This is a genomic window from Pseudonocardia sp. ICBG601, from assembly GCF_020496245.1.
Genome location: NZ_JAHLJA010000152.1, coordinates 324611 through 337705, shown reverse-complemented (window position 1 = coordinate 337705; position 13095 = coordinate 324611). Strand labels below are relative to the sequence as shown.

At 75.0% G+C, this 13095-nt stretch carries 12 protein-coding genes and 1 pseudogene; 8 read left to right on the top strand and 5 right to left on the bottom strand.

All coding sequences use genetic code 11. The features are described from left to right. Nucleotides 1–44: 44 nt before the first annotated feature. On the bottom strand, nt 45–2018 hold the full coding sequence (locus KPL57_RS51950) for a hypothetical protein (protein WP_226357791.1): 1974 nt from the start codon (nt 2016–2018) through the stop codon (nt 45–47). On the opposite strand from KPL57_RS51950, the gene KPL57_RS51945 reads away from it, so the two are divergent. The 5 genes from KPL57_RS51945 (at nt 2017) to KPL57_RS51925 (ending at nt 7646) form a co-directional block, all read left to right on the top strand. Beyond that, a complete protein-coding gene (locus KPL57_RS51945) occupies nt 2017–2844 on the top strand; it encodes a hypothetical protein (RefSeq protein WP_226357790.1) in 828 nt (275 codons plus the stop codon). The genes KPL57_RS51950 and KPL57_RS51945 overlap by 2 nt on opposite strands. Before the next feature lie 49 nt (nt 2845–2893). Further along, entirely contained in the window at nt 2894–3697 is an 804-nt protein-coding gene (locus KPL57_RS51940) for a DUF1684 domain-containing protein (RefSeq protein WP_226357789.1), read from the top strand. A 157-nt stretch (nt 3698–3854) separates the two neighbouring features. Further along, on the top strand, nt 3855–5660 hold the full coding sequence (locus tag KPL57_RS51935; protein WP_226357788.1) for an NAD(P)/FAD-dependent oxidoreductase: 1806 nt from the start codon (nt 3855–3857) through the stop codon (nt 5658–5660). A 55-nt stretch (nt 5661–5715) separates the two neighbouring features. After that, the gene (locus KPL57_RS51930; RefSeq protein ID WP_226357787.1) at nt 5716–6606 is read left to right on the top strand and encodes a hypothetical protein; all 891 of its coding nucleotides are present in this window, start codon (nt 5716–5718) and stop codon (nt 6604–6606) included. Beyond that, nucleotides 6603–7646: an LLM class flavin-dependent oxidoreductase gene (locus KPL57_RS51925; RefSeq protein WP_226357786.1), complete on the top strand. Its 1044-nt coding sequence runs from the start codon at nt 6603–6605 to the stop codon at nt 7644–7646. The genes KPL57_RS51930 and KPL57_RS51925 overlap by 4 nt, the downstream gene beginning before the upstream one ends. On the opposite strand, the gene KPL57_RS51920 is transcribed toward KPL57_RS51925, so the two are convergent. Genes KPL57_RS51920 through KPL57_RS51910 form a run of 3 tightly spaced genes read right to left on the bottom strand, consistent with a single transcriptional unit; the run spans nt 7647 to nt 10692 of the window. Next, complete coding sequence (locus tag KPL57_RS51920; protein WP_226357785.1) at nt 7647–9152, bottom strand: tripartite tricarboxylate transporter permease; 1506 nt, start codon at nt 9150–9152, stop codon at nt 7647–7649. Between the two features lie 2 nt (nt 9153–9154). After that, nucleotides 9155–9697 (bottom strand): tripartite tricarboxylate transporter TctB family protein, encoded by a 543-nt coding sequence (locus KPL57_RS51915; RefSeq protein ID WP_226357784.1) that lies wholly within the window; start codon nt 9695–9697, stop codon nt 9155–9157. Next, entirely contained in the window at nt 9694–10692 is a 999-nt protein-coding gene (locus KPL57_RS51910) for a tripartite tricarboxylate transporter substrate binding protein (RefSeq protein ID WP_226357783.1), read from the bottom strand. Before KPL57_RS51910 ends, KPL57_RS51915 begins: the two co-directional genes overlap by 4 nt. A 150-nt stretch (nt 10693–10842) precedes the next feature. Between KPL57_RS51910 and KPL57_RS51905 the strand changes: the two genes are divergently transcribed. Both KPL57_RS51905 and KPL57_RS51900 read left to right on the top strand, forming a co-directional pair. Further along, the gene (locus KPL57_RS51905) at nt 10843–11262 is read left to right on the top strand and encodes a universal stress protein (protein ID WP_226357782.1); all 420 of its coding nucleotides are present in this window, start codon (nt 10843–10845) and stop codon (nt 11260–11262) included. A gap of 127 nt (nt 11263–11389) precedes the next feature. Next, a complete protein-coding gene (locus tag KPL57_RS51900) occupies nt 11390–11881 on the top strand; it encodes a Dps family protein (RefSeq protein ID WP_226357781.1) in 492 nt (163 codons plus the stop codon). An 88-nt stretch (nt 11882–11969) separates the two neighbouring features. On the opposite strand, the gene KPL57_RS51895 is transcribed toward KPL57_RS51900, so the two are convergent. After that, complete coding sequence (locus KPL57_RS51895) at nt 11970–12449, bottom strand: hypothetical protein (RefSeq protein WP_226357780.1); 480 nt, start codon at nt 12447–12449, stop codon at nt 11970–11972. Between KPL57_RS51895 and KPL57_RS72995 the strand changes: the two are divergent. Then, a pseudogene (locus KPL57_RS72995) lies at nt 12339–13058 on the top strand (DUF1275 family protein); the annotation flags it as partial. The gene KPL57_RS51895 and the pseudogene KPL57_RS72995 overlap by 111 nt on opposite strands. Between the last annotated feature and the right edge of the window lie 37 nt (nt 13059–13095).

The following is a 13095-nucleotide window of genomic DNA, read 5'->3' as shown; positions in this document are numbered from 1 at the left end:
TTCGCATGCGGCGGGGCCCGCGGCGAGCTGCTGCGCCCGGCGGCTCAGGCGCCCCCGGTCCTGCTGCGCCAGCGTTCCCTGGCCCGGCGTGCCGCCTTGGCCACCGCGGCGTCCGGATGGTGCTCGCCGAGCGCGGCCAGCACCTCGCCGACCCGCGGATGGTCCAGCTGCCACACGGCGTCGAACACCTCGAGGGTCTCGGGCGGGAACTCGGCGGCGAACGCGTCCGGCCAGTCCTCGGCGTCGACGGTGTCCAGCGCGACGGCCAGCACGTCGATCGAGGCGGTGAGCAGCAGCTCCGGCTCGACGGCGTCGGCGTCGATCTCGCCGCGCGCGACCAGCCGGCGCGCCACCATGCCGCGGTGCGGGCCGTCGAGGTGGTCGTGCAGCAGGGTGTCGACGGCCTCGGCGCCGAAGCGGTCCGCGGCCACGCCGGTCGCGGTGAGGGCGACGAGCAGCGTCTGCCCCGGTGCGAGCGCCGCCGCCACGAACTCGGCCACCGCCCGCGCCGGATCGGGCTGCGCGGCGTGCCAGGCGTCGATGTCGCGGCGCCACTCGTCGGGCGGGACCTCCCCGGCCAGCTCGACGATCTCCGCGGCCGAGGCGACCGCCGGGTCCGGCCGGGTCGGGTAGTGCAGGTCCTCCGCGGCGAGCAGCAGCAGCGCGCACGCGACCCCGCCCGGGGTGAGCTGCACGATCCCGCCGACCCGGACCTCGTCCGCCCCGTCGGCCTCGCGGCGCGACCCGGCCCATTCGACCAACCCGAGCCGCTCCAGCTGCTCGAGCAGCGTCGCGGTCCGGAGCGAGGCGACGTCGGCGTCCCCGTCGGCGTCCTCGGTCCAGTCGAGGAGCACGTCCAGGGCGTGGCGCAGGTCGTCGTGGTCGACGCCGTCGTCGACGTGGCGCAGCAGGAACAGCAGGGCCGGGGTCGCGTCCTCCGACGGCGGCCCCTCCTCGGCGCGCAGCAGTGCCTCGATCGCCTCGTCGTCGATCTCGCCGGTGAACACCACGTCCGCGTCGGGTGCGGTGTCGTCGACCGCGATCGGCGCGGCCTCCCGGACGGGCAGGTCCGGGTCCGCGGTGTCCTCGGCGGCGACGTGCGGCCAGCCGGTCGACAGCGCGCCCACCTCGCGGGCGGCGAGCACGAGGTCCTCGTGGGCGGAGGTGTCGTCCAGCCCGGCGAAGCGCGGCACCGCCACCAGCCGCCCCGACTCCCGCCGGACGGCGCCGGCGCGCACGCTCGTCTCCAGCACCCAGGTCAGGGTCCGCAGCCGGGTCGAGCGGTCGAGGCGGGCGACGCGGTCCGGCTCGTCGCCGGTGCCGAGCAGGCCGACCAGCTCGCGGGCGTCGGCCAGGCGCAGGTTGCCCGTCGCGGTCAGGGCCCGGCCGCGCGGGCCGCACCAGCCGGCCAGCGCCCGCGCGTCGTGCAGGATCCGGGCCTGCGCCGCGGACGCCGCCCGGTCGGCGGGCGAGGGGATCCGCACCGGGTCCGGGTCGTCGCCCAGCTCGGTGAGCAGCGGCGACCCGGCCCCGGCCTCCAGCTCGTCGTACTCCTCGACGTACTCGCCGCACAGCCGCCGCACCTGCGACGGCCGCGGCGAGCCCGGGGCCAGCAGTCCGCGCTCGTCGAGGAACTCCACGAACGCGGCGACACTGGCGGGCACCAGCCGCACCGGCAGCCGGTGCTCCAGCACGATGTGCGGGCACCAGCCGTCGAGGAAGGTCTCGATGTGCTCCAGCGGCCAGTCGGCGAGGTCGCCGTCGCCGGCGAGCCACTTGTACTGCAGCAGCAGCTCCGCCGACATCGGTTCGGCGACCACCTCGTTCTCGGTCAGCCACGCCGCGAACCCGTCGAGCAGTTCCTGGGCGGCCGCGTGGAACTCGTCGTCGGAGTCCGGGCCGAACCGCATGCGCATGCGCCGAGTGTGCACGCCCGGCACCGGCCACCACACCCACGGGCGCCGATCGGCGTGTCCGGAGCAGGTCGTGCCGCGGGCGGGCAGGATGGGCCCGGACATGACCACACTGTTCGCCCTGCTGATCGCCGCGACCGCGATGGTCGGCAACACCGTCGCCGCCCTCTGGGAGGCCCGCGGCAGCAGGCTGGCGAAGTACGGGCGCCCGGTGTGGCTGCAGCCGTGGTTCCTGGCCGGGCTGCTCGCCGACGTCGTGGCCTGGGTGCTCACCGTCGTCGCGCTGCGGTACCTGCCGGTCTTCGCGGTGCAGTCGATCCTGGCGGGCGCGATCGCGCTGACCACGCTGGCCGACCACGGCTGGAACCCGTGGAACCTCATCCGGCGCGACCGGTGGGCGGTCGCCGCGGTGCTGGCGGGGCTGGTCGTGGTCGCCGCGAGCGCCGAGCCGGACCGCCCGGACGCGCTGCCCCCCGTGGCCACCCCGGTCCTGCTGGTGTCGTTCGTGGTGATCCTCGCCGCCGCCCCGTTCGTGTGGCGGGCCGGGCGGCCGATGCTGCTGGCGCTGCTGGCCGGGCTGGGCTTCGGCGGCACGGCGCTGGCCGTCCGCGCGATCCACCCCGGCCCGCTCCGGTGGGAGACCGCGGGCAGCCTGCTGCTCGACCCGCTGGTGTACGGCGTCGTCGCGATGGGGGTGCTCGGGGTGCTGGCCTTCGCCCGCGCCCTGCAGGACGGCGCCGTCGGCCCGGCGACGGCGGTGCTGTCGGTGACCGAGGTGGTCGTCCCCGGTCTCGTCGGGATCGCGCTGCTCGGCGACCGGATCCGGCCCGGCTGGGAGGGGGCGGCGCTGGCCGGTGTCCTCGTCGCGCTCGGCGGGGTGATCGCGCTGACCCGCCCGGACCCGGAGTCGGTCCGCCGCCGCGTGCACTGAGCCGCGGCGCCGGGGGAACACCTCCGCCCGGGTGGGGTGTTGCCCCCACATGACGAGCACCCTCACCGCCCACGACGCGTGGCGTGCCGCGCGCGAGCAGACCCTCCGCGAGCCGCACGGCTGGCTGTCCCTGACCGCCCTGCACTGGCTCGACGCCGGTGCCGGTGCCGTACCCGGGCTGCCCGGGACCTGGCGCGCCGCGGGACCCGACGAGGTCGCGGTCACCGCCGTCGCGGCCGACGGGGTCGTGCTGCCCGGCGCGACCGGACCGCTCGACGGCACCGCGCACGTCCGGCCCGTCGACGGCGCCCCCGGCGTGATGATCGCGGTGGGGGAGCGGGTCGTCGAGATCGCGCGGCGCACCGACTCGTGGGCGCTGCGCGTGCGCGACCCGCAGGCCCGCACCCGGACCGCGTTCACCGGGGTGCCCGCCTGGCCCTACGACCCGGCCGCCGTCGTCGACGCCGTGTTCACCCCCTACGACGCGCCGCGGACGGTGACGGTCGACGCCGTCGTCGCCGGGTTGCAGCACTTCCCGACCGCGGTCGGCGAGGTCGCGTTCACCTGGGCCGGTGCCCCGCAGCGGCTCGTGGCGCTGGCCGGGAAGGACGGCGGCCTGTCGCTGCACTTCCGCGACGCCACCTCCGGGGACACCACCTACGGCGGCGGCCGCATCCTGCGCACCGACGACCCGGCGCCGGACGGGACGCTGGAGGTGGACCTGAACCGGGTGGTGAACCTGCCGTGCGCGTTCACCGCCCACGCCACCTGCCCGCTGCCGCCCGCCGGGAACACCCTGGAGGTGGCCGTCGAGGCGGGGGAGAAGAGCCCGCTGCGGCCCGACCTCGCCTGAGGCCCCCGTCCTGCCGCGGTGAGGGGGAGTTGCAACCTCCCCGCAACCGGTGTCGTGGATCACACGCGTGGTGTTCACTCACCTCCGTTGCCCCGACGACCGCGGCAGGACGGCGAGCGCCGCCCCGGTCGTGGCGAACCGCTCGCAGGAGGTGCCCGTGACCACCACGCAGGAGAAGACGGCGGCACGCACGACCGCGGAGGGCTGGCTCACCGCCTTCGCCGACGCCCTGTCCGCCCGTGACATCGACCGCGCCGTCGCGCTGTTCGCCGACGAGAGCTACTGGCGCGACCTGGTCGCGTTCACCTGGAACATGAAGACCGTCGAGCACCACGACGGCGTCCGTGACCTGCTGACCCACACCCTCGACGCGACCGACCCGTCGCACTGGACGCTGTCCGCCGAGCCGACCGAGGCCGGTGGCGTCACCGACGGGTGGTTCACCTTCGAGACCGCCGTCGGGCGGGGCTCCGGGCACGTCCGCATCGTCGACGGGAAGGCGTGGACCTTCCTCACCACCCTCGACGAGCTCAAGGGGCACGAGGAGCCCCGCGGGGAGAACCGGCCGTTCGGCACCGAGCACGGCGCCAACCCGGACCGGGTCACCTGGAAGGAGCGCCGCGAGGCCGAGCTGGCCGAGCTGGGGCGCACCCGCGACCCCGAGGTCGTGATCATCGGCGGCGGCCAGGGCGGTATCGCGCTGGGCGCGCGGCTGCGCCAGCTCGGCGTCGACACGATCATCGTCGAGCGCAACGAGCGGCCCGGCGACTCCTGGCGCAAGCGCTACAAGAGCCTCGCCCTGCACGACCCGGTCTGGTACGACCACCTGCCGTACCTGAAGTTCCCGGACAACTGGCCGGTGTTCGCGCCGAAGGACAAGATCGGCGACTGGCTGGAGTTCTACACGCGGATCATGGAGCTGAACTACTGGGGCTCCACCACCGCGCGCAGCGCCGGGTTCGACGAGGCGGCCGGCCGCTGGAGCGTCGTCGTCGACAGGGCGGGCGAGCAGATCACCCTGCGCCCGCGCCAGCTCGTGATCGCGCTCGGCGTCTCCGGCAAGCCGAACATCCCCGACTTCCCGGGCCGGGAGCAGTTCCGGGGCGAGGTCCAGCACTCGTCGCAGCACCCCGGCCCGGACGCCTACCGGGGCAAGAAGGTCGTGGTCATCGGGTCGAACAACTCCGCATTCGACATCTGCGGTTCGCTGTGGGAGGTCGGCGCCGACGTCACCATGGTGCAGCGCTCGTCCACCCACATCATCAAGTCCGACACGCTGATGGAGTACGGCCTCGGGGACCTCTACTCCGAGCGCGCGGTCAAGGCGGGCGTCGACACCCACACCGCCGACATGATCTTCGCGTCGCTGCCGTACCGGATCATGCACACCTTCCAGAAGCCGGCCTACGACAAGGCCCGCGAGGTCGACGCGGACTACTACCGGCGGCTGGAGGAGGCCGGGTTCGAGCTGGACTTCGGCGACGACGACTCCGGCCTGTTCATGAAGTACCTCCGCCGTGGCTCGGGCTACTACATCGACGTCGGTGCCGCCGAGCTCGTCGCGGACGGCAAGGTGAAGCTGGTCCGCGGCCAGATGCAGGAGTTCACCGAGAAGGGGGTGCGGCTCGCCGACGGCATCGAGCTCGACGCCGACCTCGTCGTGTTCGCGACCGGCTACCGGTCGATGAACGGCCTCGCCGCCGACATCGTCGGCCAGGACGTCGCGGACAAGGTGGGCAAGGTGTGGGGCCTGGGCTCGGACACGACCAAGGACCCCGGTCCCTGGGAGGGCGAGCAGCGCAACATGTGGAAGCCCACCCAGCAGCAGAACCTGTGGTTCCACGGCGGCAACCTGCACCAGAGCCGGTTCTACTCGCTGTACCTCGCGTTGCAGCTCAAGGCGCGTGAGGCGGGCATCGACACCCCCGTCTACGCGCTGCAGGAGCGCCACCACCTCTCCTGACCGCCGAGCGGGAGAGACCTGTCCGGGACGGTCACCGCCGCACTACGGTGCGGTGGTGACCGTCCCCGACATCGCGGTGCAGACCGCGCGGACACTGTGGACCGAGCTCGAACCGGTCCACGACGTCGTGTACTTCGCCCCCGAGGCGCGGGCCGCCGCCGAGGCGGCCGGGTTCCGCGGGTTCTGGCGCGGCTACTTCGCGATGCGCGCCGCCCCGCTGGGGCCGGTGGGAGCGGCACCCGTGACGGCCGCGTTCCACGGCTTCCACCCGTCGATGGCCGCCCGTGCGCTGCCCGGGGTCTGGTCGCTCGCGACCCCCGACGGGGCGCTCGCGGCCCGGCTCGCCGGTTCCGCCGCCGCGCTGCGCCGGTCCGGGCTCGACGGCACCGGCCCGGCCGCCGACCCGGCCGCGCTGCACCGGGCCGCGGAGCTCGCCTGGGCCGCCGCCGGGGAGGTCGACGTCGACGGCCGCGTCCTCGCCGCCGCGAACGCCGCGCTGCCCCGCCCCGACGGCGACCTCGAGACCCTCTGGCAGGCGACGACGACGCTGCGCGAGCACCGCGGGGACGGTCACGTCGCGGTCCTGGTCGCGCGGGGCGTCGGCCCGGTCGCCGCGCACCACCTCAAGATCGCCGCCGGGGAGACCGACGGCGAGTGGCTGCGCACCGCCCGCGGCTTCGACCCGGAGGCCTGGGCGGCCGGCGCGGAGGACCTGCGGGCCCGCGGCTGGGTCGACGCCACCGGCGCGCTCACCGCCGCCGGCGCCGACGAGCACGACGAGATCGAACGGCTCACCGACCGGGCCGCCGCCCGCCCGTGGGGCGCTCTCGGCCCGGAACGGACCGCCGAGCTCGCCGCGCTGCTGGCGCCGATGGCCGCGGCGGTGCTCGCCGCGGGGGACGTGCCCGCGTACGGCCCGGTCGGGCTCGTCCGGGACGGCCGATGAGGACCGCCACGACGGTCGAGGCCTCCGGCGGTGACTGGCGCGAGACCGTCGAGTTCGTCGTCGAGGCCGAACGCCTGGGCCTCGACGACTGCTGGGTCGCCGAGGCGTGGGGCTCGGACGCGCCGTCGGCGCTGGGCTACCTCGCCGCCCGCACCGAGCGGATCCGGCTCGGCTCCGGGGTGATCCAGGTCGGCACCCGCTCGCCGGTCGCGATCGCCCAGGCCGCGCTGACCCTGCACGACATGTCGCAGGGCCGGTTCCTGCTCGGGCTCGGCCCGTCCGGCCCGCAGGTGATCGAAGGCCTGCACGGGGTGCCGTTCGCCCGCCCGCTCACCCGGCTGCGCGAGACGATCGAGGTCATCCGGGCCGCCTGCGCGGGGGAGCGCATCGCCTACGACGGCGAGACCGTCGCGATCCCGCTGCCCGGCGGTGAGGGCCGCCCGATGCGGCTGTCGACCACGCCGGTGCCGGACCTGCCGGTGTTCGTCGCCGCGCTGTCCCCGCGGATGCTGGAGCTCACCGGGCGGGTCGCCGACGGCTGGCTGGGCACGAGCTTCGTCCCCGAGGGCGCCGACGCCTACCTCGCCCACCTCGACACCGGTCTGCGCGCCGCCGGGCGGGACCGGTCCGCGATCGAGGTCTGCCAGGGCGCCGAGGTCGCCTTCGCCGCCGACGAGGCCGACCAGGCGGCGATGGTCGACGCCCGCCGCCCCGGCATCGCGTTCAGCCTCGGCGGGATGGGCACCGCCCGGCGGAACTTCTACTTCGACGCCTACCGCCGCCAGGGCTGGGGCGAGCGCGCCGACGCCGTCCGCGCCGCCTGGCAGGGCGGGGACCGGGCCGGCGCCGCGGCCCTGGTCACCGACGAGATGGTGCTGGGGACGACGCTGATCGGCACCGAGGAACGGGTCGCCGCGCGGCTGCGGGACTGGGCCGCCGCCGGCGTCGGCACCGTCCGGCTCTACCCCGCGGGGGAGACGCTCGACGAGCGCCTCACCACCCTGGCGCGGGCCGTCGAGCTGGCCCGCGCCGCGGGGTGATCACACGTCGGCGGCGCGCTTCTCGGCGAACCGGCGCCACGCCGTCCACCCCAGGCCGGCGAGGAGCAGCAGGTACAGCACCACGGTGATCGGGCTCGACACCAGCACCGCCGGGTCGTTGTCGGAGTTGCCCATCGCGTCGCGCAGCGAGTACTCCGCCAGCGGCCCGAGGATCACCGCGATCAGCACCGGCGCGACGGGGATGTCGTAGAGCCGCATCGCCAGCCCGAGCACCCCCACCACCAGCATGATCACCAGGTCGACCTGGCTCGCCCCGGAGGCGTACACGCCGAATGCGGCGAACACCGCGATGCCCGCGTACAGGTAGGACTTCGGGACCCGCAGCAGCTGCGCCCACAGCGGCGCGAACGGCAGGTTGAGGATCAGCAGCACGATCATCGCCAGGAAGAACCCGGCGAGCAGCGCCCACACGATGTCCCCGGAGCGCTCCAGCAGCAGCGGGCCCGGCTGCAGGCCGTACTGCTGGAACGCGGCGAGCAGGATCGCCGCGGTCGCGGAGGTGGGCAGGCCCAGCGCGAGCAGTGCGCCCATCGCGGTGCCCGCGGTGGCGTTGCCCGCGGCCTCCGGTGCCGCGACGCCCTCGATGGCGCCCTTCCCGAAGGTCGGCTCGGCCTTGCGCCGGTCGAGCCTGCGCTCGGTCCCGTAGGCCAGGAACGTCGGCACCTCGGCGCCACCGGCCGGGATGACGCCGAACGGGACGCCGATCGCGGTGCCGCGCAGCCACGCGGGCAGCGCCTGGCGGAACTCGGCCTTCGACAGCCACCACCGGCCGGTCGGCATGACGGCCCTGGTCTCCTCGGCCCGGCCGACCTTCGCGGCCTGGCTGAACACCTCGCCCAGCGCCAGCAGCGACACCGTGATCACGACGATCGAGACGCCGTCGAGCAGCGGGGAGAAGCCGAAGGAGAACCGGGGCGTGCCGGTCGGCTGGTCGATCCCGACCAGGGCGAGGGTCAGGCCGATCGCGAGCGCGGCGACGCCGCGGATCGCGGAGTCGGCGACCACCGCGGAGATCGCGACGAAGGCGAACACGGCCAGCGCGAGGAACTCGGCGGGGCCGAAGCCGGTGGCGAGCCGGGCGAGGGTCGGGGCGAAGAACACGACGAGCGCCGAGGCGACCATGCCGCCGATGAACGCGCCGATCGCGCCGGTGGCCAGAGCCTGGGCGGCCTTGCCGCGCAGCGCCATCCGGTGGCCCTCGAAGGTGCTGGCGATGGCGGTCGAGTTGCCGGGGGTGTTCATGAGGAACCCGGCGATGGAGTCGCCGAACAGGCCACCGAAGTAGATGCCGGTGAACATGATCAGCGCGCTGGTCGGTTCGAGGACGAAGGTCAGCGGCAGCAGCAGCGCCACGGCCATCGCCGAGCCCAGCCCCGGCAGGACCCCGACCGCGGTGCCCATCAGCGCACCGAGGAACACGAACAGCAGCGCGGACGGGCTGAGGATGTCGGCGAAGCCGCCGAGCAGGTTGGTCAGCTGTTCCACGATCAGAACCCCCCGACGAAGCCGGCGGGCAGCGAGATCCCGAGCAGCATGCTGAACACGACCTGGACCGCCGAGGACACGGCGAGCCCGCCGAGCGCCATCGCCGGCCAGCGCCGGTTGCCCAGGGCGGCGGCGACGGCGACGAACAGCCCGGTCGCGGACAGGATCCAGCCCAGGTAGGGCAGGACGACGATGAACGCGGCCACGCCGCCGACCGCGGTCAGCACGGCCGGGGCGTTCACCCCGGTGTCGGCCGGCGCGTCCCCGGCGGCGGTGCCCTCGCCGTCGCCGTCACCGGTGCCCGCCGCGGCGGGAGCCGGGGCGTCGAACTCGGGTCGCGGCCGCAGGATGTCGAACGCCAGCAGCGCCGCGACCACGTAGCACAGGACCGCGACGATCCAGGGCATGGTCGTCGGGCCGAACAGGCCGCCGTCGCCGACGACCTGCATGGTCAGCGTGCCGTAGGTGAGGAAGACCCCCAGCGCGGCGAGGATCGCGGGCACGACGAGCGCGCCCCGGGACAGGTGTGCAGGACGGCCGCTCATGCCAGCCCCAGCTCCTTCAGAAGGTCGTCGATGCGGGCCTGCTCGGTGACCAGGTAGCGGTCGTAGTCCTCGCCGTAGATCTCGCTGCGCACCCAGCGGTTGCGGGTCACGGCCTCGCCCCAGGACTCGGTCCCGACCATCTCGCGGGCGATCTGCTCCAGCTCCGCGCGGGCCTCGGGGGTGATCCCGGCGGGGGCGACGAGCCCGCGCCAGTTGACGAGGTCGACCTCGGGCATGCCGAGCTCGTCCATGGTCGGGGCGTCGACGCCCTGCAGGCGTTCGGGCGCGACGACGGCCAGCACCCGCAGCTGCCCGGACTCCACCAGGTCGCGGAAGTCGTTGTAGCCGGAGATCCCGACGCCGACGGTGCCGGCCGCGGTCGACAGCAGGCTCAGCGTGAGCTCGCCGCCGCCGGGGTGCGGGGTGTAGACCATCCGCTCGACGGGGATGTCGCGGGCCTGCGCGAGCTGGGCGGCGACCATGTGGTCGATGCCGCCCGCCGAGCCGCCGCCGACCGGCAGCGCGGCCGGGTTCGCGGCCCAGGCGGTGAGCATGTCGTCGAGCGTCCGGAACGGCGACTCCGCCGGGACCGCGACGACCTCGAAGTCCTCCGCGAGCCGGGCGATCGGCGTCGTGTCCTGCAGGCTGATCGCGCTGCCGGACTGGCTGATCCCGCCGAGCATGACGGTGCCGGTGACCATCATGGTGGTCTCCTCACCGGCGAGCCCGGCGAGCTGGTTGAGCCCGATGGTCCCGGCGGCACCCGGGATGTTGACCACCTGCACGGTGTTGACGATGTTCCCGGTGCGCATGGCCTGCTGCGCCTCGCGGGCGACCAGGTCCCAGCCGCCACCGGCGGCCGCGGGGGCGATGAGGGTGAGGTTGGAGCGCGCCGCCTGTCCCTCCCCGGACCGGGCGGCGTCGGCGAAGGCGGTCACCGCGAGTGCGGCGACGAGGAGGATTCCCAGGGCTGCGATGACCTGCCGTCGTGGCATGAGCGCAGACGTTGGCACACGTCCGCTCCGTCCTCCACTGTCCGGATCGGAAACTCTACGACCTCTGTGACCACAACGAACTTTTCTCCGGTATGTCCGTTCGGCGTGGTTAGTCTCCGTCCCGTCCGCGAACGCCTGATGGGGAGCGACATGACGATCTGTGTGGCCTACGGCCCGACGCCCGAGGGCGACGCCGCCCTGGACCTGGCGGTCCGCGAGTCCCGCCTGCGGGGCACCCCGCTGACGGTGCTGGCGACCGGGCGTCAGGAGCTGTTCGACGCCGACGGCGCCGGGACCCACGACCACGCGGCGCTGGACTCGGCCATCGGCTCCCGGCTCGCCGGGCTGCGCGCCGACGGCGACCCGGCCACCGCGGTGCGGGTCGTCGACGACGGCGGCGACCCCGCCGAGGCGATCCTCGACCTGGCCGCGCAGGAGGACGCGCAGCTGCTCGTCGTCGGGGTGAAGCGGCGCAGCCCGGTCGGCAAGCTGCTCACCGGCAGCACCGCGCAGCGGATCATCCTGGACTCGCCGATCCCGGTCCTCGTGACCCACGCGGCGCGCTCGTAGCCTGGACTTTCCCCAGGTCAGGCACGCCTCACCGGGTGTCGGACGGATCACGTACGGGTGTGGGCGCCGCACGGTCGGGGCACTCCCGGTACGTCCCGAACCGACATCGGAAGGAGCGGTGAGCACCATGGCCACCCCGATCACCAGCCCGCTCGACAGCGGCGCCACCGACATCACCGGCCGCGTGCTGCAGGAGACCCTCGTCGACCTCGTCGATCTGTCCCTGGTCGCGAAGCAGGCGCACTGGAACCTCGTCGGCAGGCAGTTCCGCGACGTCCACCTGCACCTCGACGAGCTCGTCGACCTGGCCCGCGAGCACGGTGACACCGTCGCCGAGCGGGCCGCCGCGATCGGTGTCGCCCCCGACGGCCGCGCGCGGACCGTCGGCCGCGACACCGGGCTGCCGGAGTACCCGGCGGGCTACGTGTCCGACCAGGACACCGTGCTCACCATCTCGGCGACCGTCGACGCCGCCGTCGACCGGCTGCGTCCGCGCATCGAGCAGGCCGGCAAGGCCGACCCGCTCACCGAGGACCTGCTCATCGAGCTGGGCCGCGCGCTGGAGGAGGCCCGCTGGATGTGGCAGGCGCAGGCCGCCGGCTACCGCGGCGAGGTCTGAGCACCACCCGCACGGCCACCGGCCCCGGGCGTCCCCACCACGACGCCCGGGGCCGTGGTGTGTGCGGGACGGTGCGTCCGGACCCGGGTCAGCGCACCGCCGTCGCGGCCGCGGTGACCGTCGCCCGCCAGATCGCCATCGCCGCCCAGAGCACGAACACCCCGACCGGCACCGGGACCTCGTCCGGGAGCTCCGCACCGTAGGACGGGCGCAACCCCGTCGTCCGCCACACCGCGCCGACCTCGGTCCCGCCGTCGACGTCGGCCAGGGTGAACCGGCGGCCCAGTCCCGAGCCGGTCATCCGGTAGGCGAGCGCGCCCGCCTCCAGCGTCCAGCTCGTCCGCGGCCGCGGGTCGACCGTGCGCCGCAGGTGCGCGCGCACCCCGCCCTCCAGGGAGAACCGGGCGACGCCGTGCGCGTCGAGCACGTACGTGGCCCCGTCGACGACCAGCTCCCGGTGCGCCTGCGGCGTCCGCGCGGTCCAGCCGGTCACGACGCGGCCGTCCGCGGTGACCTCGTAGCGGGCACGCAACAACCCCGACGACGTCGACCCGGCGCGCAGCTGCACCGGACCAGCCTCCCATCCCGCGGGTCGCCGGGGGAGGATCGGTCGGTGAACCGTGCGGTGGTCCTCGCGTTGCTGGCCGCGTGCGCCGGGGTGGTGGACGTCTGGGCCGTGGTCGCGCTGGGCGGCGCGTTCGCGGGCGTCGTCACCGGAAACCTCGTGACGGCCGGGCACGCCCTCGCCGTCGCCGAGCCGGCCCGGCTGCTGCCACCGGCGGTCGCCGTGGCCGGGTTCGTCGTCGGCGTCGCGCTGTGGTCGCTGCTGCGGCGCCGGTGGCCGACGGCGGTGTCGGCCCCGCTCGTCGCCGAGCTGGTGGTGCTCGTCGCGCTCGCGGTGGCCTGGCCGCTCGCCCCGGGAGCGACGCTCCCGCTGCTCGCCGGCGCCGCGCTGGCGATGGGCGGCCAGAGCAGCGTCGCGCAGCTGCTCGGGCAGTCCACGACCTACATGACCGGCACGTTGACCGGCGCCGTGTCCGACCTGGCCACCGGCGACGGGCGGCGGTGGCCGGCGCTGCGTCAGCTCGCGGCGATCGTGCTCGGCGCCGTCGCCGGCGGGCTGGCGCTGGAGCACCTGCCGGCCGTCGTGCCGGCGCTGGCGGCGCTGCTCGCCGCGGCCGCGGTCGTCGTCCGTGCCGTCGGCGCCCGGCGGG